This window comes from Streptomyces sp. SID13726 (assembly GCF_010548375.1).
Lineage (GTDB): Bacteria > Actinomycetota > Actinomycetes > Streptomycetales > Streptomycetaceae > Streptomyces.
The window spans coordinates 248359-267680 of the sequence record NZ_JAAGLY010000003.1 but is presented as its reverse complement, the minus strand read 5'-3'; the positions used below and the strand labels follow the sequence as shown (position 1 = coordinate 267680).

General features: G+C 71.4%; 16 protein-coding genes and 2 pseudogenes. 15 read left to right on the top strand and 3 right to left on the bottom strand.

Annotated elements, in window-relative coordinates:
• The first annotated feature begins 223 nt into the window (after positions 1-223).
• Together G3I78_RS08555 and G3I78_RS08550 are read left to right on the top strand one after the other, a co-directional pair.
• On the top strand, positions 224-2731 hold the full coding sequence (locus G3I78_RS08555; RefSeq protein WP_164422221.1) for an ATP-binding protein: 2508 nt from the start codon (positions 224-226) through the stop codon (positions 2729-2731).
• A gap of 10 nt (positions 2732-2741) precedes the next feature.
• Entirely contained in the window at positions 2742-3500 is a 759-nt protein-coding gene (locus G3I78_RS08550; RefSeq protein WP_239157705.1) for a DUF4118 domain-containing protein, read from the top strand.
• 12 nt (positions 3501-3512) lie between these two features.
• Here the strand turns inward: G3I78_RS08550 and G3I78_RS08545 are convergent, their stop codons facing one another.
• On the bottom strand, positions 3513-4043 hold the full coding sequence (locus G3I78_RS08545) for a hypothetical protein (RefSeq protein ID WP_164422220.1): 531 nt from the start codon (positions 4041-4043) through the stop codon (positions 3513-3515).
• A 268-nt stretch (positions 4044-4311) separates the two neighbouring features.
• Between G3I78_RS08545 and G3I78_RS08540 the strand changes: the two genes are divergently transcribed.
• The 8 genes and pseudogenes from G3I78_RS08540 (at position 4312) to G3I78_RS51835 (ending at position 12411) form a co-directional block, all read left to right on the top strand.
• Positions 4312-6153: an APC family permease gene (locus G3I78_RS08540; protein WP_164422219.1), complete on the top strand. Its 1842-nt coding sequence runs from the start codon at positions 4312-4314 to the stop codon at positions 6151-6153.
• Positions 6154-6427: 274 nt separating this feature from the next.
• The gene (kdpF, locus tag G3I78_RS08535; protein WP_037659531.1) at positions 6428-6517 is read left to right on the top strand and encodes a K(+)-transporting ATPase subunit F; all 90 of its coding nucleotides are present in this window, start codon (positions 6428-6430) and stop codon (positions 6515-6517) included.
• A gap of 8 nt (positions 6518-6525) precedes the next feature.
• The gene (gene kdpA / locus G3I78_RS08530; RefSeq protein WP_164422218.1) at positions 6526-8190 is read left to right on the top strand and encodes a potassium-transporting ATPase subunit KdpA; all 1665 of its coding nucleotides are present in this window, start codon (positions 6526-6528) and stop codon (positions 8188-8190) included.
• Complete coding sequence (gene kdpB / locus G3I78_RS08525; RefSeq protein WP_203614702.1) at positions 8187-10295, top strand: potassium-transporting ATPase subunit KdpB; 2109 nt, start codon at positions 8187-8189, stop codon at positions 10293-10295. The genes kdpA and kdpB overlap by 4 nt, the downstream gene beginning before the upstream one ends.
• A gap of 4 nt (positions 10296-10299) precedes the next feature.
• Positions 10300-10932 (top strand): potassium-transporting ATPase subunit C, encoded by a 633-nt coding sequence (locus G3I78_RS08520; RefSeq protein ID WP_164422217.1) that lies wholly within the window; start codon positions 10300-10302, stop codon positions 10930-10932.
• A 97-nt stretch (positions 10933-11029) separates the two neighbouring features.
• Positions 11030-11713: a response regulator gene (locus G3I78_RS08515; RefSeq protein ID WP_164422216.1), complete on the top strand. Its 684-nt coding sequence runs from the start codon at positions 11030-11032 to the stop codon at positions 11711-11713.
• Between the two features lie 32 nt (positions 11714-11745).
• Positions 11746-12098: pseudogene (locus G3I78_RS08510) on the top strand (hypothetical protein); the annotation flags it as partial.
• Positions 12099-12213: 115 nt separating this feature from the next.
• A complete protein-coding gene (locus tag G3I78_RS51835) occupies positions 12214-12411 on the top strand; it encodes a hypothetical protein (protein ID WP_239157772.1) in 198 nt (65 codons plus the stop codon).
• A 21-nt stretch (positions 12412-12432) separates the two neighbouring features.
• Here G3I78_RS51835 and G3I78_RS08500 read toward each other — a convergent pair whose 3' ends face one another.
• Complete coding sequence (locus tag G3I78_RS08500; protein ID WP_164422215.1) at positions 12433-13533, bottom strand: magnesium and cobalt transport protein CorA; 1101 nt, start codon at positions 13531-13533, stop codon at positions 12433-12435.
• Positions 13534-13836: 303 nt separating this feature from the next.
• Here G3I78_RS08500 and G3I78_RS08495 point away from each other — a divergent pair, with 303 nt between their 5' ends.
• Both G3I78_RS08495 and G3I78_RS51830 read left to right on the top strand, forming a co-directional pair.
• The gene (locus tag G3I78_RS08495; RefSeq protein ID WP_203614701.1) at positions 13837-14847 is read left to right on the top strand and encodes a cytochrome c oxidase assembly protein; all 1011 of its coding nucleotides are present in this window, start codon (positions 13837-13839) and stop codon (positions 14845-14847) included.
• A 430-nt stretch (positions 14848-15277) separates the two neighbouring features.
• Positions 15278-15403, top strand: a pseudogene (locus G3I78_RS51830) (oxidoreductase); the annotation flags it as partial.
• A 33-nt stretch (positions 15404-15436) separates the two neighbouring features.
• On the opposite strand, the gene eno reads toward G3I78_RS51830, so the two are convergent.
• Positions 15437-16720, bottom strand: a complete 1284-nt coding sequence (eno, locus tag G3I78_RS08490; protein ID WP_164422214.1) for a phosphopyruvate hydratase — start codon at positions 16718-16720, stop codon at positions 15437-15439.
• Positions 16721-16814: 94 nt separating this feature from the next.
• On the opposite strand from eno, the gene G3I78_RS08485 reads away from it, so the two are divergent.
• The 3 genes from G3I78_RS08485 to G3I78_RS08475 all read left to right on the top strand — a co-directional run bounded on the left by G3I78_RS08485 (position 16815) and on the right by G3I78_RS08475 (position 19302).
• Positions 16815-17669, top strand: coding sequence for a winged helix-turn-helix transcriptional regulator (locus tag G3I78_RS08485; RefSeq protein WP_164422213.1), 855 nt, complete (start codon positions 16815-16817; stop codon positions 17667-17669).
• A 123-nt stretch (positions 17670-17792) separates the two neighbouring features.
• Positions 17793-18464 (top strand): pyridoxal 5'-phosphate synthase, encoded by a 672-nt coding sequence (locus tag G3I78_RS08480; protein ID WP_164422212.1) that lies wholly within the window; start codon positions 17793-17795, stop codon positions 18462-18464.
• Positions 18465-18642: 178 nt separating this feature from the next.
• A complete protein-coding gene (locus G3I78_RS08475) occupies positions 18643-19302 on the top strand; it encodes an MSMEG_1061 family FMN-dependent PPOX-type flavoprotein (protein WP_164422211.1) in 660 nt (219 codons plus the stop codon).
• Positions 19303-19322: the final 20 nt, after the last annotated feature.

Below are 19322 nucleotides of genomic sequence, written 5' to 3'. Positions count from 1 at the left end.
GGACTGCATGGGTGGGGCTGAGCCGGTCGCCACGCCTCACGGCAACCCGGCCAGCACGGCTTGAACACCCCCGCCGCCCTGTCAAGACAGTGTCAAGGTCCTCGGACCGGGCGCCAAGGAAGCGCTAACGAGTGGTCCCGTCGCCGCTCGGAGGCGCTTCGGTTGGGAGAGGCGGCCCGCCTTCTGCGGGAGCCGGTCCAGTGAGCGGAGCGCGTCGGCGGCGATGAGTGGTGACGTACGGCCCGGACGACTGAAGGTCTACCTCGGGGCGGCCCCGGGGGTGGGCAAGACCTACCGGATGCTCGACGAGGGGCGGCGCCGGGCCGCTCGTGGGGCGGACGTGGTGGTCGGCTTCGCCGAGTGCCACGGACGGCCGCGGACCGAGGCCATGCTGGACGGTCTCGAGGTCGTCCCCCGGGCCCGCTGCGACCACCGCGGCGGGCGGTACGAGGAGATGGACCTGGCCGCGGTGCTGGCCCGCCGCCCGCAGGTCGTCATCGTCGACGAGTTCGCGCACAGCAACGTCCCCGGCGGCGGCCGCAACGCCAAGCGCTGGCAGGACATCGAGGTGCTGCTCGCCGCGGGCGTCGACGTCGTCACCGCGCTGAACATCCAGCACCTGGAGTCCCTGAACGACGTGGTCGAGAAGATTACAGGGGTGCCGCAGCACGAGACGGTGCCCGACGACGTCGTACGCCGGGCCACCCAGATCGAGCTCGTGGACATGCCGCCCGAGGGGCTGCGGCGGCGGATGGCGCACGGCAACGTCTACCCGCCCGAGAAGGTCGACGCGGCCCTCGCGAACTACTTCCGGACCGGAAACCTCACCGCTCTGCGGCAGTTGGCGCTGTTGTGGACGGCCGACCGGGTCGACGAGGCGCTCCAGACCTACCGCGCCGAGCACTCCATCGGCGGGGTGTGGGAGACCCGGGAGCGGGTCGTCGTCGCACTGACCGGCGGTCCCGAGGGGGACACGCTGATCCGGCGGGCCGCCCGGATCGCCGCCCGGTCGGCCGGGGGAGAACTGCTCGCCGTGCACGTGGCACGCAGTGACGGCCTCGCCGCCGGTGTCTCGCACGCCTCGCTGGCCCGGCAGCGGCGGCTCGCCGAAGACCTCGGCGGCAGCTACCACTCGATCGTCGGCGACCACATCGCGGCCGCCCTGGTCGACTTCGCGCGCGCCGAGAACGCCACCCAGCTCGTCCTCGGCACCAGCCGGCGGGGCCGTCTGGAGCGGTTCCTGACCGGGCGGGGCACGGGGGAGACCGTGACCGCGCTCTCCGGCGACATCGACGTCCACCGGGTCACCCACGAGCGGGCCGGACACGGCACCCTGCTGCCGTCCCGGCGCCGCACGCTGTCCCGGGCCCGGCTGATCGCCGGTCCGGTGGCCGGACTGGTGCTGCCCGTGCTGCTGACGGTCGTCCTCGCCCAGCTGCGCGGCACGCTCAACCTGACCAGCGAGGCCCTGCTGTTCCTGCTGACTGTGGTCGGCGTGGCCTGCATAGGCGGGGTCGCCTCGGCGGTGATCGCGTCGGTGACGGCGTCCCTGCTGCTCAACTACTGGTTCATCCCGCCCATCGGCGCGTTCACCCTGGAGGACCCCAACGCCCTGATCGCGCTGGGGGTGTTCGCGGTGGTCGCCGCCACCGTGGCCGCCGTCGTCGACCGCTCCCTGCGCCTGTCCCGGCGCTCGGCCCGCGCCACCGCCGAGGCGGAGACCATGTCGTCGCTCGCGGGCAGCATCGTGCGGGGCGGCGCGACCATTCCCGCCCTGCTGCAACGCACCCGTGAGACCTTCGGCATGGACTCGGCGGAACTGGTCGACGAACCACCCGACGGCGGGGGAGCCACCACCGTGCCCGCCGGCCCGGGCGCGTACCTGATGCTGCGCGGCCGTACGCTCTCCTCCTCCGAGCGGCGGGTGCTCGCCGCGTTCGCCGCGCACGTGGGCTCGGCCGTGGAGCGGGCCAGGCTGGCCGAGGCGGCGGCCGAGGTGGAGCCCGTGAAGGCCGCGGACCGGATGCGTACGGCGCTGCTGAGGGCCGTCGGACACGACCTGCGCACCCCGCTCGCGGCGGGCTGGGCCGCCGTGACCTCGCTGCGCAGCCGGGACGTGGAGTTCAGCCCGGAGGACCACGACGAACTCCTCGCCACCGCCGACGAGTCCATGGCCAAGCTCAGCCGCCTGGTGGAGAACCTCCTCGACCTCAGCCGCCTGGAGGCCGGCGTCCTCACTCTGCATCTGAGGGCCACGACCCTGGAGGAGGTCCTCCCGATGGCGCTCGCCGAAACTCCGGAGGCGGAAGCGCGCGACATCGAGGAGATCCCCGCCGTCCTCGCCGACCCGCCGCTGCTGGAGCGGGTGGTCGCCAACCTCGTCGGCAACGCGGCTCGGCACACCCCGCGCGGACAGAAGGTGCTGGTCACCGCCAGCGCCCTGGCGGGCCGGGTGGAACTGCGGGTGGTCGACCGGGGCCCCGGGCTCCCCGCCGACGGCCGGGAGCGCCTCTTCGAGCCGTTCCAGCGCCTCGGCGACACCGACAACACCACCGGCCTTGGACTGGGACTCGCTCTGGCCCGCGGCCTGACCGAGGCGATGAACGGCACCCTCGCCCCCGAGGACACACCCGGCGGCGGCCTGACGATGGTCGTGTCGCTGCCCTTCGCGGAACAGGCCGGGACCACCCGGCCCGAGCAGAGCCCGCACCCTGTGGTGCGCCGAGCGTAGGAGGTGCGCGATGAGCACCGGAACCAGTACCTGGCGGATGCCGCACAGCACGAACGGCACGCGAGTCCGGCTGTCGAGGGACGGCATCGCCCTGGCGGCGGGCCTGCTCGCGCCCTTCCTGGTGGCCCTGGCTCTCGTCCCGGTCCGCACGCGGCTGTCCCACACGAACGCGGCGCTCGTCCTCGTCGTGGTCGTGGTGGCGGTGGCCGCCCTGGGCAGTCGTACGGCGGGTGCGCTGGCGGCGCTGTCGGCGGCGGCCTGGTTCGACTTCTTCCTGACCAGGCCGTACGAGACCTTCGACATCTCCGCCTCGGCGGACCTGGAGACCGCCGTGCTGCTGCTGGCCGTCGGGGCTCTGGTGTCCCAACTGGCCGCCCGGGCACGGCGGCTGGAGGTCGTCACCGTCACGGACGCCGCCCATCTGGAACTGCTGCACCGGACCGCCGACCTGGCCCGGTCCCCCAACTCGGCGGACACCGTGGTCGATCACGTCCGGGGCGAACTCGTCGCCCTGCTGGGGCTGCGCGCCTGCCGCTTCGAGTACGGGACGTTGCTGGGACGTCCGGCGCGCCTCCTCAAGGACGGTGGTGTGAGCGGCGGTTGGGCCGAGGACGAGGTCGAGCTGCGGGTGTACGGCAACGGCCGGTACCTCGGCCGCTTCATGCTCTCCCCGGGCCCGGGGCCCCTGCCGCCGCTCCAGGCCCGCCTGGTCGCGGTGACCCTGGCCGACCAGACCGGCGCGGCACTGGACACGGCGGGCCCGGCCTGAGCGGCGACGGTCTCACTCGAGTCCCGAGGCCCTGAAGACCGAGCGCGCGGCCTCGCGGTCGACCCGCACGGCGAGGCGGCGCAACGCGGTCGCGCCGCACAGCAGGGTGCCGTCCGCCGCCGACTTCCTGGCACCCGCCTCCACCCGGAGCCACAGCAGCGGGTTGCGCACCAGCACGTCGGTGGGGATCTCCACCAGCCCGCCGAGGGCGTCCCGCAGCAACAGCCGCTCGGAGACGCCCTCCAGACAGCGCACGGACACCAACAGGTCGGTGCGGACCCGGCGTTCACGCACCAGCGACCGGGACGACAGCCAGTCCGCACCGGCGCGCACGCGGGCCGGACACAGCGTCAGGAAGAGCAGCAGCGCCAGGGTGGTCCACAGCGTGCCGCGCAGGAACGTGAGCCGGCCCGCGCCCCAGTCGAACAGGAGGAGCAGGGCGAGGAGCACACCGGCGCAGCGCACCGAGTCCCGCACGTCCCGGGCCCACCGGAGATCGTGCGCCGTGCCGTCGGTTTCGCACGCTTCGCCGCGGGATGCCATGCCGGTGACCGTAGAGACCGGCCGGGCCGGGGCGCAGCCCTCTTGACGGGACCCTGATGCCGCAGTCACCCGGCCCGTGCCACGACCTGTGCCACGCCCCGTGCCCGGACCCGCGCCCCGACCCGTCAAGGCCACGTCAAAGTCGCTCCCGTCAGCGCGAAGAAGCCGCCAAGAGCCGTCGGCCGCGGCCGGGGACAGCCACACCCTGAGTGCACCGCGCCCCCCCCAGCCCCCGGGCGCGGCCCTCAGGAACAAGGAGCACGCACCGATGTCCGTCCTGATCACCGAGCCGGGCGCGACCCCCGCCGACGAAGAGCCGCCCGACACCGGCGAGCGGCATCGTCTCACCGCCGTCACGGGCCTCGCCGCCCTGTCCCTGGACGCCATGGCGTCGGTGGCGTACGGGCCCGAGGCGATCGTCCTGGTCCTGGCCGCCGCGGGCGCCCACGGTCTGGGCTTCACGATGCCGGTCACGCTGGCCATCGCGAGCCTGCTGGCGGTGCTGGTGCTGTCGTACCGGCAGGTGATCGCGGCCTTTCCCGACGGCGGCGGTTCCTACGCCGTCGCCAGGACACATCTCGGTGCGCGCACGAGCCTGGTGGCGGCGGCCTCGCTGGTCCTCGACTACGTCCTCAACGTCGCCGTCGCCGTGACGGCCGGCGTCGCCGCGCTGACCTCCGCCTTCCCGTCCCTGTACGAGCACCGGCTGTGGCTGTGCCTGGCGGTGCTGGTGCTGATCACCGGGGTGAACCTGCGGGGCATCGTCGAGTCTGCGAAGGCCTTCATCGTGCCGACGATCGTGTTCGTCGGCTCGATCCTCGTCCTCGTCGCCGTCGGCCTGTTCCGGTCCGCGCCGGTGAGCACCGCGACCGCGGACGGCCACGCCTCCGTGCTCGCCGACAACGCCACCAGCGTGGGCGCGCTCCTCCTGCTGAAAGCCTTCGCCTCGGGCTGTGCCGCGCTCACCGGAGTGGAGGCGATCGCCAACGCGGTGCCCTCCTTCCGGCGCCCGCGCGTCAAACGCGCCCAGCGCGCGGAGGTCGCCCTCGGCGCGGTCCTGGGCCTGATGCTGATCGGCCTGTCCGTCCTGATCGGCCGGTTCCACCTCCAGCCGGTCGAGGGCGTTACCGTCCTCGCCCAGCTCGCGGACGCCTCGCTCGGCCACAACTGGGCTTTCTACGTCATCCAGTTCGCGACGATGATCCTGCTCGCCCTGTCGGCCAACACGTCCTTCGGCGGGCTGCCCGTGCTGCTGAAGCTGCTCGCCCGCGACAACTACGCCCCGCACGTGTTCGCCCTGAAGGCGGACCGGCAGGTGCACCGGCACGGAGTGCTGGCCCTGGCCGTCGTCGCGGCCGCGCTGCTGGTCTTCTCCGGCGGCGACACCAACACGCTGGTGCCGCTGTTCGCCATCGGCGTCTTCGTCGGGTTCACCGTCGCGCAGGTCGGGATGGTCCGGCACTGGCGGCAGGAGCGAGGACGGGGTTGGCGGGGCAAGGCGCTGCTCAACGGCTTCGGCGCGCTGCTCACGGGGATCGCGGCCGTTGTCGTGACGGTGGAGAAGTTCGAGGAGGGCGCCTGGCTGATAGTGATCGCCCTGCCGCTGCTGGTGACCGCCTTCGAGACCGTCCACCGCGCCTACGGCCGGATCGGCGAGCGGCTCGGACTCGGCCGGGTGCCGGAGCCGCCGCACCGTGAGCGCTCGCTGGTGATCGTGCCCGTGTCCACGCTGTCCCGGCTGACCTCCGAGGCGCTGTCCGCGGCGGCCTCCCTCGGCGACGAGGTCCGCGCCGTGACCGTCTGCTACCCGGACCCCGAGGACCGGGCGGGCCTGCACGCCCTGGAACGCTCCTGGGCGCGGTGGGACCCGGGCGTGCCCCTCGTCCGGCTCACCACCGACCGGCGCAGCCTCGGGCGCCCCATCGCCGCCTACGTCCGTGAGGTCGCCGCCGCCGAGCCGGGCACGCGGGTCACCGTGCTGATCCCGGAGACGGAGCCGGAGCGGCTGTGGCAGCGGCTGCTCCAGAACCAGCGCGGAGCCGTGGTGGCACATGCCGTACGGCGGGAGACGGACGCGGTGATCTGCCGGCTGCGCTTCCGGCTGCCGTGACCCCGGAACGCCCGCCTCCCCGTCAGCAGGAAGCGCGGGCGTAGAAGCGAGGGCGTAGATGCGGGGGCGTATAAGCCCCGTCAAAGCCGCGGGCGTGGCCGTAAGGGAGCCGTCAACAGGCGATCCGATCCGGCCACGGAGGCGCTTTCCTCTAATCGTCCGTGTTCATCGAATCTCGACTCCAGGAGTTCACGATGGCCGATCTGGCCTTCGTCGTCACCATCGTCGCGGGTTTCGCGCTGGTGGCTCTCGTCGCCAAGGGGGTGACGAAGCTGTGACCGCCGAGAACATCGTCGGCCTGATCGTGGCCGTCGCCCTGCTGGGCTATCTCGTCCTCGCCCTGATCTTCCCGGAGAGGTTCTGAGACTAGGTATGGGTCCCGTACTCGCCGGCGTCCTCCAGCTCGTCGCCCTCATCGGCGCGCTGGCTCTCGCCTACGTCCCCCTCGGCAACCACATGGCCCGGGTCTACTCCTCCGACAAGCACCTGCGGGTCGAGAAGTGGACCTACCGGGCCATCGGTGCCAACCCCGACACCGAGATGACCTGGCCCGCGTATCTGCGCGCGATCCTCGCCTTCTCGGCCGCCGGCGTCCTCTTCCTCTACCTGCTCCAGCGGCTCCAGGGCATCCTGCCCGGCTCGCTCGGCTTCGACTCGGTCAACCCGGCGCAGTCGTTCGACACGGCCGTGTCCTTCGTGACCAACACCAACTGGCAGTCGTACTACGGCGAACAGACCATGGGCCATGTCGTGCAGACAGCCGGTCTCGCCGTGCAGAACTTCGTCTCGGCGGCCGTGGGCATGGCCGTCGCGGTGGCCCTGGTGCGCGGGTTCGCGCGGTCGCGGACCGGTGAACTGGGCAACTTCTGGGCCGACCTGGTGCGCGGCACCCTGCGCATCCTGGTGCCGCTGTCCGTGGTCGCCGCGGTGATCCTGGTCGCCTGCGGGGCGATCCAGAACTTCTCCGGGATCCACGAGGTGGGTCAGTTCATGGGCGGCTCGCAGCAGTGGAACGGCGGCGCGGTCGCCTCACAGGAGGCCATCAAGGAGATCGGCACCAACGGCGGCGGCTACTTCAACGCCAACTCCGCCCATCCCTTCGAGAACCCGACGCCCTTCACCAACCTGTTCGAGATCTTCCTGATCCTGGTCATCCCGTTCGCGCTGACCCGCACCTTCGGTGTGCTGGTCGGCTCGGTCAGGCAGGGCTACGCGATCCTCGCCACGATGTTCACCATCTGGCTGGGCTTCGTCGCCCTGATGATGTGGGCCGAGTTCGCCCACCACGGCCCGGCGCTCCAGGCCGCAGGAGGGGCGTACGAGGGCAAGGAGGTCCGGTTCGGGATCGGCGGGTCGTCGATCTTCGCGGTGTCGACGACATTGACGTCCACCGGTGCCGTGGACTCCTTCCACTCGTCCTTCACCGGGCTCGGCGGCGGGATCACCATGCTCGGCATGATGCTGGGCGAGATCGCGCCCGGCGGCACCGGCTCCGGCCTCTACGGCATGCTGATCATGGCGGTCATCGCGGTGTTCATCGCCGGTCTGATGGTCGGCCGTACGCCCGAGTACCTGGGCAAGAAGATCGGCACCCGGGAGATGAAGCTCGCGGCCTGCTACATCCTCATCACGCCCGCGCTGGTGCTCGTCTTCACGGCGGTCTCCATGGCGCTGCCGACCCCGCCGCACTCGATGCTCAACTCGGGGGCGCACGGCTTCTCGGAAGTGCTGTACGCCTTCACCTCCGCGGCCAACAACAACGGCTCGGCCTTCGCCGGCCTGAACGCGAACACCGACTGGTACAACACCATGACCGGGCTCGCGATGCTGCTCGGCCGCTTCCTGCCCATGATCTTCGTGCTGGCGCTGGCCGGTTCGCTCGCCGAGCAGAAGCCGGTGCCGGAGACCGCGGGCACCCTGCGCACCGAGAAGCCGCTGTTCACCGGGCTGTTGGTGGGCGCGATCCTCATCATCACCGGTCTGACGTACTTCCCGGCCCTCGCGCTGGGCCCGCTGGCCGAGGGGCTGGCGTCATGACCACTCGTACCGAACCCCACGAGGACGCGATGTCCACTCCCACCCTTGCGCCCCACCAGGACGCGCCCACGGGGCACAAGGCCCCCGAGGGCCGTGTCGGCGCGGGCCTGTTCGATCCCAAGCAGCTCCTCAAATCGCTGCCGGAGGCCTTCCGCAAGCTCGACCCGCGGGTGATGGTCAAGTCGCCCGTGATGTTCGTGGTGTGGATCGGGTCCGTGCTGACCACGGTGTTCTCCTTCAAGGACCCGGGCGACTGGTTCGGCTGGACCATCAGCGCCTGGCTGTGGCTGACCGTCGTCTTCGCCAACCTCGCGGAGGCGGTCGCCGAGGGCCGCGGCAAGGCCCAGGCCGACACCCTCAGGAAGGCCAAGACGGACACGGTCGCGCGACTCGTGGACGGCACCGAGGTACCGGGCACCGGGCTGAAGATCGGCGACCTGGTCGTCTGCGAGGCGGGGGACGTCATCCCCGGCGACGGAGACGTCGTCGAGGGCGTCGCCTCCGTCGACGAGTCGGCGATCACCGGTGAGTCCGCGCCGGTCATCCGGGAGTCGGGCGGCGACCGCAGCGCGGTCACCGGCGGCACCAAGGTGCTCTCCGACCGGATCGTCATCAAGATCACGACGAAGCCCGGCGAGACCTTCATCGACCGGATGATCAACCTGGTCGAGGGCGCGGCCCGGCAGAAGACGCCCAACGAGATCGCGCTGAACATCCTGCTCGCCTCGCTGACCATCGTCTTCCTGCTGGCCTGCGCCACCCTGCCGCCCTTCGCGGACTACGCGGGCACCCACCTGACGATGGTCGTGCTGGTCGCCCTGCTGGTCTGCCTGATCCCGACCACCATCGGCGCCCTGCTCTCCGCGATCGGCATCGCGGGCATGGACCGGCTGGTCCAGCGCAACGTCCTCGCCATGTCCGGCCGGGCGGTCGAGGCGGCCGGTGACGTCTCGACCCTGCTGCTCGACAAGACCGGCACCATCACGCTGGGCAACCGCCAGGCGGCCACCTTCGTGCCGGTGCGCGGGGTGACGGACGTCGAGGTCGCCGACGCGGCCCAGCTGTCGTCGCTGGCCGACGAGACGCCCGAGGGCCGCTCCGTCGTCGTACTCGCGAAGGAGCGGTACGGGCTGCGCGAGCGGGAGCTGGCCGGTGCCGAGTGGATCGCCTTCACCGCGCAGACCCGGATGTCGGGTGTGGACGTCGAGGGACGCAAGATCCGCAAGGGCGCCGCCGGTTCGGTCATCAGGTGGGTCGAGGAGCAGGGCGGCGAAGTCGCCCCCGACGCCCGGGAGTTGACCGACCGGATCTCCGGCGAGGGCGGCACTCCGCTGCTGGTCGCCGTCGAGGACGCCGAGGGCGCACGGGTGCTGGGCGTCATCCATCTCAAGGACGTCGTCAAGGAGGGCATGCGGGAGCGGTTCGACGAGCTGCGCCGGATGGGCATCAAGACCGTCATGATCACGGGTGACAACCCGCTGACGGCCAAGGCGATCGCCGAGGAGGCGGGCGTGGACGACTTCCTCGCCGAGGCCACCCCCGAGGACAAGATGGCCCTCATCAAGCGGGAGCAGGCCGGCGGCAAGCTCGTCGCGATGACCGGAGACGGCACCAACGACGCCCCCGCGCTCGCGCAGGCGGACGTCGGCGTGGCCATGAACACCGGCACGTCGGCCGCCAAGGAGGCCGGCAACATGGTCGACCTCGACTCCAACCCGACCAAGCTGATCGAGATCGTCGAGATCGGCAAGCAACTCCTGATCACCCGGGGTGCGTTGACCACGTTCTCCATCGCCAACGACGTCGCCAAGTACTTCGCGATCATCCCGGCGCTGTTCGCGGCCGTCTACCCCGGCCTGGACAAGCTCAACATCATGGGCCTGTCCTCACCGGACTCCGCGATCCTGTCCGCCGTCATCTTCAACGCGCTGATCATCATCGCGCTGGTGCCGCTGTCCCTGCGGGGCGTGCAGTACCGGCCGGTCAGCGCCGACAAGATGCTCCGCCGCAACCTCACGGTCTACGGCATCGGCGGACTGATCGCCCCCTTCGTTGGCATCAAACTCATCGACCTGCTCATCTCCCTCATCCCCGGGATCGGCTGACGCCATGAACAACTCCGTATCCAACACAGGCCGGTTGCTGTGGGCGGGCTTGCGGGCCCTGTTGGTGCTGACCCTGGTGACCGGCGTCATCTACCCGCTCGCCGTCACCGGCGTCGCCCAGACCCTCTTCCACGACAAGGCGAACGGCTCGGAGGTCTCGTACGACGGGAAGGTCGTCGGTTCCTCGCTGATCGGCCAACAGGGCTACAGCCAGGACTACTTCCAGTCCCGGCCGGCCGGAGGCCTCGGCGAGAACTCGCTCAACACGCAGTACAAGCTGATCCTTTCGGGCGCGACCAACCTCTCCGCCGACAACCCTGCCCTCGTCAAGGCGGTGAAGGAGGCGAAGGCGAAGGTCGTCAAGGACAACTCCGTGCCCGGCTACACCGTCGACCCCTCCCAGGTCCCCGCGGACGCGATCACCTCCTCCGGCTCGGGCCTCGACCCGGACATCTCCCCGGCCTACGCCGACCTCCAGGTCCACCGGGTCGCCGAGCGGAACGGCCTCACCGTCGCCCAGGTGCGGAAGCTGGTCGACGCGCACACCGACGGCCGCACGCTCGGCTTCATCGGGGAGCCGCGGGTGAACGTCCTCGAACTCAACATCGCCCTCAAGGCACTTGTGGCCAAGAGCTGATGGCGGCACACGACGATCCGAGCGGGAGCCGGCGAGCGGGCACAGCGGTGCGCGCCGCCGGCTCCCGCCGCCGTATCCGAAGGGAAGGCGCACACCCATGACCCGGGTGCTGGTGGTGGAGGACGACCCGCAGCTCGTACGGGCCCTCGTGATCAACATGCAGGCACGCCGGTACGAGGTCGACGCGGCCCCCGACGGGGCCACCGCGCTGCGGCTGGCGGCCGCCCGCAGGCCCGACGTGGTGATCCTGGACCTCGGACTGCCCGACATGGACGGCGTGGACGTGATCAGGGCGCTCAGGGGCTGGAGCCGGGCACCCGTCATGGTGCTGTCGGCGCGTCAGGCCTCCGACGAGAAGGTGGCCGCGCTGGACGCCGGGGCCGACGACTACGTCACCAAGCCGTTCAGCATGGACGAGCTGCTGGCCCGGCTGCGGGCCGCGGTCCGCCGTACCGAGGAGACCCGTCTCGCGCCCGGCACGAGCCTGGTGGAGACGGCCGACTTCACGGTCGACCTGCTCGCCAAGAAGGTCGTCCGCGGCAGCCACGACGTACGTCTGACGCCGACGGAATGGCATCTGCTGGAGATCCTGATCACCCACCCCGGCCGGCTCGTCACCCAGCAGCACCTGCTCCAGGAGGTGTGGGGCGTGTCCCAGCGCAACAAGACCAACTACCTGCGGGTCTACATGGCCCAGCTGCGCCGGAAGCTGGAGACGGACCCCGCGCACCCCCGGTATCTGATCACCGAGCCGGGCATGGGCTATCGCTTCGAAGGATGACAAGGGTGACATGGCCCGCGGCGAGCTCCGCGCTGCGCGGCCTCGAACAGGTGCCGCGCGCGGAGATCGACTACCGGGACACCGTGTTCACGGAGAGGGACGTGGACGCCGTACTGCGGCGCGCGCCCGCCGTCGCCCTGGTCGACGAACTCGCCCACACCAACGTGCCCGGATCCCGGTACGCCAAGCGCGGGCAGGACGTGGAGGAGCTGCGTACGCCGACATCTACCAGCCGGACAAGGTCGACGCGCCCCTCTCCACCTACTTCCGGCCCGGAAACCTCACCGGTGGCCCCGACGGACGCACCCTCATCCGCCGTGCGGTGCGCCTGGCGGAGAAGGGCGCCGGCGGCAAGCTGTTCGTCGCCGGGGACGGCGGCATGAGCGACAACCCGTGCCCGGCGCTGTACGGCGTCCGGTACGCCCCTCGCCTGGTCGGCCGGGACAGCACCGTGACCCGGTCCGGGCGACGTACGCCCCGGCGATCTGCTCGCCGTACCCGTGGCCGGTGCGTACCACCTCTCCATGGCCTCCGGCTGCAACCTGGTCGGTCGCCTGCCGGTGGTCGGCGTACGAGACGGCCTCGCCCGGCTCCTGGTCCGCCGCGAGTCACTGGAGGACATCCGCAGCCGGAAGGCCGGGAATCCGTCCGTGGCTTCCAGCGGCGGCGCCTGCGCCCGCGCGAGGCTCACCCGCTGACGTCCGTGGTCGCACCGCCGGTCAGAGCCACCCGTTGCGCTTGAAGCCGCGGTGGATGAGGAAGCAGGCGGTCGCGATCACGGCGAGGACCGTGGGATAGCCGAATCGCCAGCGCAGTTCGGGCATGTGGTCGAAGTTCATGCCGTAGACCCCGCAGACCATGGTGGGGACGGCGATGACGGCGGCCCAGGCGGTGATCTTCCGCATGTCCTCGTTCTGGGCGACGGTCACCTGGGCCAGATGGGCCTGGAGTATTGAGTCGAGGAGGCCGTCGAAGGCGTTGATCTGCTCGATGACACGGGCGAGGTGGTCGGCGACGTCCCGGAAGTAGGGACGTATGCCGGGCGCCACGGCGGGGCAGGGTTCCGTGGCGAGCCAGGTCAGGGGGCGGCCGAGCGGGACTACGGCCCGTCTGAGTTCGAGGAGTTCACGCTTGAGCTGGTAGATGCGGCCGGCATCGGAGTTCCTCGCGCTGTGCGGGGCGAAGACGTCGGTCTCGACCGCGTCGAGGTCGTCCTGCACGGCGTCGGCGACCGCGAGGTAGTCGTCGACGACATGGTCGGCGATCGCGTGCAGGACGGCGGAAGGGCCCTTGGCCAGCTGTCCCGGCTCGGCCTCCAGGTCCTCGCGGAGGGGACCGAGGGAGCCGTGTCTGCCGTGCCGGACGGTGATGGCGAAGTCGGGTCCGGTGAAGACCATGAGCTCGCCGGTGTCGACGACCTCGCTGGTGGCGGTGAGCTGTTCGTGCTCGACGTAGGTGACCGTCTTGAGGACCGCGAACAGAACGTCGCCGTACTGCTCGACCTTGGGGCGCTGATGGGCGTGGACGGCGTCCTCGACGGCGAGGGGATGCAGGCCGAACAGCTCGGCGACCCGTGCGAACTCCGTTTCGCTCGGTTCGTGCAGTCCCAGCCAGAGGAAGCCGTCGCCGCGCATCTTGCGGACCCGGGCGACCGACTCCTCGACCGTGGGGGAGGCCTCCTGGCGGACCCCGCCCCGGTAGATCACGCAGTTGACGACACTGGAGCCGAGCGGGGAGCGGGCCGGGTGGCTGAGGTCCACACGTCGGCGGGCGCGGCGCGCCAGGATCGCGACTTTGCGTAGGTTGGCGACCACGGACATGCGGACTTCTCCTTCACCGGGGTCACCGGAAGCACGGGGCAGCGGGGTTCGGACAGTGTGCCAGACCGACGTAAAGCGGGCGTCAGGCCCTTTAGCGCGGAGCCGGTGTGTGTCCGGTCGCCCGGCAACCGGCCGAAGGCGTCCCGGCCGGGCCTCTCTCCCGGCCCGTTCGAGAGCCAGGCCGCGTGCGGCGCCCCCCCCGTGACACACCCCGCCGTCCGGCCCGCGGGGTCCGGGGCATAACGTCCGGCTGTGCCACTGAGTCGTCTCGACTCGGAGCGGGGCGTGGGAGAGGAGGTCCGTATGACAGGTCACGTGGTGAACCGTGTGGCGGCCGGTCAGCTCGCGGAGCTGACCGCGGGCCGTCTGCTGTCCTCGTGGCGCCTGGACGTCCCCGCGCTCGTGCTGGCCCTGGCCCTGGGCGCGCTCTACTGCTGGGGCGTGACCAGGCTCCGTCGGCGCGGTGAGCCCTGGTCACCCGCCAGGACCGCGGTCTTCGTGCTCCTCGGGCTGGGCGGGCTGGTCGTCGCGACGATGTCCTCCCTCGCCGTCTACGGCCGTGTGCTGTTCTGGCCCGCCGCCGTGCAGAACGTCCTGCTCGACCTGGTCGTGCCCCTGGGCCTCGCGCTCGGCGATCCGCTGCGGCTGGCCGTCGGGGCACTGCCGGAGCGGGCCGGCGCCCGGGTCCGCCGGGTCATGACCGGGGGAGCCGTACGGGCCCTGACGTTTCCGCTGGTCAGTACCGTGCTGGTGCTGGCCACCGAGCTGACGGTGTACTTCACGCCGTACTTCGCCACTGCCCTGCGGGTGGGCTGGCTGCACGAGTTGATGTACCTGCACCTGCTGGTGGCCGGCTGTCTGTTCGTCGTGCCGGTGCTGACCCGGGAGGAGACCCTGCCGTCCTGGTGCACGCACCCGGTGCGGGCGGCGCTGGTCTTCCTCGACGGCGTCGTCGACGCGGTCCCCGGGATCGTCGTCATGACGCACGGCACCCTGATCGCGGGCGCCTGGTATCTCCACCACGCCCCCGCCTGGTCGCCGGACGTCCGCCACGACCAGCAGATCGGCGGGGGCGCCATGCTCGGCATCGCCGAACTGGTCGCCCTGCCCTTCCTGCTGGCGATCCTGTTCCAGTGGGCGCGCGCCGAACGCGTCCAGGCCGCGGCCCTCGACCGAAGACTGGACGCCGAACTCGCCCCCGCACCGGACGCCGAACCCGGCACCACTCCCGACCCCGACCGGGTACGTCCCTGGTGGGAAACCGAACAGAACGACGTGGCCGCCGGCATCCGCCGCCACAACCGGGACCGGTGACCCAGCGCGGGCGGCCGTCGCGGGGAACCGGCGTCGCCGAGCCGGAGGCCTGTGGCCAGGGGGTGTCGTTTGGATCAGGCCGGGTGTGAGGAGCGGTGCGTCCTGGCGGAGCCGAGCGGGGGCTGGTGCGTGCGGCTGCGAGGCGGAGGTGTTGTGTCGATGAGCCGCTGCCGCGACGGGTGACGCGATGGGGGCCCCTCCCGCGCGAGGTTGCTTCGAGCGTGGGGGAGTCGGCGAGTGACGACAACGCTGCTGGGGGTCCCCCCCGCGCCTTTGAGGCTGTGGGGGAGGGCGTGCCAGACCTCGCGACGCCGGACTGATCCGAACGACACCCCTAGACCTCGATGTGCGAGCGGGGTACGGCGTGGTGGTGGGCGGCGCCGTCGCGGTGGTGGGCGAGGTCGTCGTGGATCTCGCCTCGGTGCCGGGCTTGCCGGTCGCGAGCTGCGTCGGCCCCGACGGGAGCGGCGAGCGCACCGGCACCCCCACCTCCGTCGGCCGGTCCGCGGCGGCCGGTGAGCCGGAGTCCGCCCGCCGTCTGCGGGCCCTGTCCGAGGGCCCGCGAGTGACCGCGCCGGAAGCCGTCGGGTCAGCGGCGCAGCCCCAGCGCCTCGCGTCCGGCGTAGCGGGCCTGGCTGCCCAGCTCCTCCTCGATGCGTACGAGTTGGTTGTACTTCGCGGTGCGGTCGGCGCGGGACAGTGACCCCGTTTTGATCTGGCCGCAGCCGGTCGCCACGGCGAGGTCGGCGATCGTGGTGTCCTCGGTCTCGCCCGAGCGGTGGGACATCACGACGGTGTAGCCGGCGCGGTGGGCGGTGGACACCGTGGCCAGGGTCTCCGTCAGGGTGCCGATCTGGTTGACCTTCACCAGCACGGAGTTGGCGATGCCGTCGCGGATACCGGCCCGCAACAGCGTCTCGTTCGTGCAGAAGACGTCGTCGCCGGTGAGCTGGCAGCGGTCGCCGAGGCGGGCGGTCAGGTCGCGCCAGCCGTCGTGGTCGTCCTCCGCCATCGGGTCCTCGATCGAGGCGACGGGGTAGCGGTCGACCAACTCCGAGAGGTAGTCGGCGTGTTGGGCCGGAGTACGGCGGACGCCCTCGCCCGTGTAGTCGTACACGCCGTCGCGGAAGAACTCCGACGTGGCCGGATCCATGACGAGGGTGATGTCGGTGCCGGGCTTGTAGCCGGTCTGCTCGATGGCCCGTACGACGAAGTCCAGGGCCTCCTCGGCGGTGCGCAGGTCGGGGGCGAAACCGCCCTCGTCGCCGACGTTCACGCTGTGGCCGGCGTCGAGCAGGGAGCGGCGCAGGGTGTGGAAGACCTCCGAGCCCATGCGGACCGCCTCGGCGAAGGTGGCCGCCCCGATCGGGGCGATCATGAACTCCTGGAAGTCCAGCGGATTGTCGGCGTGCGCACCGCCGTTGACGATGTTCATCATCGGTACGGGCAGCAGGCGGGCGTCGACTCCGCCGACGTAGCGGTACAACGGGAGGCGGTGGGAGGCCGCGGCGGCCTTGGCGGTGGCCAGGGAGACGCCGAGCAGCGCGTTCGCGCCGAGCCGCGACTTGGTGTCGGTGCCGTCCAGCTCGATCATGGTCAGGTCGACGGTCGTCTGGTCCTCGGCGTCGAGGCCGGTCACGGCGTCCGCGACGGTCTCGTTCACGGCGTCCACGGCCCGCCGGACTCCCTTGCCGTGGAAGCGGGCCGGATCGCCGTCGCGCAGTTCGACGGCCTCGCGCGCCCCGGTGGAGGCGCCGGACGGTACGGCCGCGCGGCCGAGCGAGCCGTCCTTGAGTTCCACGTCGACCTCGACCGTCGGGTTGCCCCGGCTGTCGATGATCTCCCGAGCGACGACCCGGCTGATGGCGGTCACGGTGCACTCCTCACGCTGGGCCCGTGCGGTCACGGGCGCGCTAAGTTCCATTCGGAAACAAAGTGAGTTCCGAAAGGGAACCTACTATGGGTCCATGAGGATGCACAACGCCGACGAGAACTGCGGCATCGCGCAGGCCGCCACGGTCCTGGGAGACTGGTGGAACGTACTGGTGCTGCGCGAGATCGCCCGCGGACACGTCCGCTTCGACGCGCTGGCCGCCGAGATCGGCCTGTCCCGCAAGGTGCTCACCGAGCGGCTCGGCCGGCTCGTCGCGAGCGGGGTGCTGCGGCGCGGCCTCTATCAGCGGCGTCCGGTGCGCTACGAGTATCTGCTCACCGACTCCGGCGCCGCACTCGTGCCCGTGCTGGTCGCCATGCAGGACTGGGGCGACCGGTGGGTGCTCGGCGACGGCGGCCTCACCGCAACCGCCGACCCGGACGGCGCCGAGCACGCCCGCGTGCACACCCTGGTCGGCAGCCGTGTCCCCGGAGACCTCCAACTCCCCGGAGCGGACGGGCCCGTCGTCCCACCGGAGGCCGCCGCGACCGTGCTGTTCACCTATCCCGGCACGGGCATCGACTGGGGCACGATCCCGGGCGCCGCGGGCTGCACCCTGGAGAACCGGCTCTTCGGAGACGCCTGGCCGGAGTTCCGGCGGGCGGGCGTGGCCGTACGCGGAATCAGTACCCAACTCGCCTACGAGCAGGAGGAGTTCGCGCGTGCGGAGAAGGTGCCTCACCCGCTCCTCTCCGACGCCGACCACCGCTTCGCCGCAGCCCTGCGCCTGCCGACCTTCAGCGGTGCCGGCCGGCTCCGACACAAACGGCTGATCCTGGTCGTCGACGCCGAACGGACCGTACGGCACGCGCTGTTCCCGGTCGTCGACATCCCGCACGCGGTGCGGGAAAGCCTTCGGCTGGCCACCGGCATCGCCCGCACGGTTTGATCCCCCTTCCGGAAGGAAACCCCGCACCATGTCCGATCGGCTCGTCCACCATCTCAACTCCTCCGGCACCGGCCGGCATCCGAACGACCCGCGAGACATTGCTGAAGGGCAGGTCCGGAGCGCATGAACGAGCAGCCGACGAGCGTGCGGGAGTGGCTGCGCGGCCTCGAAGTGTTCGCGGGACCGCTGGCGGAGTTCGACCCGGCCGGCGCCCCGGCCGACCCGGTCGAACTGTTCCTCGACTGGCTGCGGGAGGCCGTCGCCGCAGGTGTGCCCGACGCGCACGCCATGACCCTCTCCACGGTCGGCGAGGACGGCGGCCCGGACGCCCGGGTGCTCATCCTCAAGAACGTGGACGGCGACGGCTGGCAGTTCGCGGCGCACGCCGGCAGCCCCAAGGGCCGCCAACTCGCCGACCGGCCGCGAGCCGCGCTCACCTTCTACTGGCCGCGCCTGGGCCGACAGGTCAGGGTGCGGGGCGCTGTCGAGCCAGCGTCCCCCGAACAGAGCGCCGCGGATCTCCTGGCCCGCGCGCCCTCCGCGCGCGCCGAAGTACTGCTGGGCCGCCAGAGCGAACCCCTGGAGAGCCCCGAGGAACGCGACCGTGTGTTCCGTACGGCACTGGCCCGCATCGAGGCCGAGCCCGAACTGGTCAGCCCCGAGTGGACGCTCTACACCCTGGTCCCGGGCCGGGTCGAGTTCTGGCAGGCGGACAAGGGGCGCCTGCACCACCGGCTGCGCTACGAACGCCCCGACCGCGACACCGCCTGGCAACGGCACCGACTGTGGCCGTGACACCTGCGGTGCGTCGAACCGGCGCCGTGCAAGTCCTCGGCCCGCTGGGGGTGTTGCCCGAGTTCCACAGGCGCGGCACCGGCTCGGCCCTGGCCCGTGAGAGACCCGGCGTAGAGGCTGGACGAACTCGGCGTTCAGGCGCGGACGTTGTCAAGGCCGAGCTACTAGGGTCGGGTGCATGACGCTTCCCCTTGTCGGCAGTGCCTTCGACCTGCTCCGTCTCGACGCCGTACGCGACCAGGAGGAGCTGCGCCAGGTGTACGCCCTGCCCGGCGACGCGGCCGTACGCAAGCAGATGACCGAACTCACCGAGGAGACCCGGCGGTTGATCGGCTGTTCGTCGCTGGTGCTGGTGGCCAGCGCGGACGCCGAGGGCAACTGTGATGTCTCCCCGCGCGGCGGCCCCGCCGGATTCGTGGCCGTGCTGGACTCACGGACGGTGGCGATACCGGACGCGACCGGCAACAAGCGGCTGGACACTCTCCAGAACGTCATGGCCACCGGCCGGGCCGGGCTGCTGTTCGTGATCCCGGGGCGTACCACGACGCTCAGGGTGAACGGCCGGGCCTGTGTCTCCACCGATCAGGAGCTCCTTTCGCAGCTGACCCCCGTGGGGAAACCGCCGGCCAGCGCGCTGGTGGTGGGGATCGAGGAGGTCTATCCGCACTGCCCCAAGTCCCTGCTGCGCAGCGGGGCCTGGAAGCCGGAGCAGTGGCTGCCGACGGACGCCCAGCCGACGTCGGCCGAGGTGACGCTGGCCCAGCTGCGGATGCCGGAGCTGACGATCGCCGACATCGAGCAGGCGGAGTCGGACTCGCTGAAGTACCGGTACGAGTAGCCGCCCGGTCCGCACCCCGG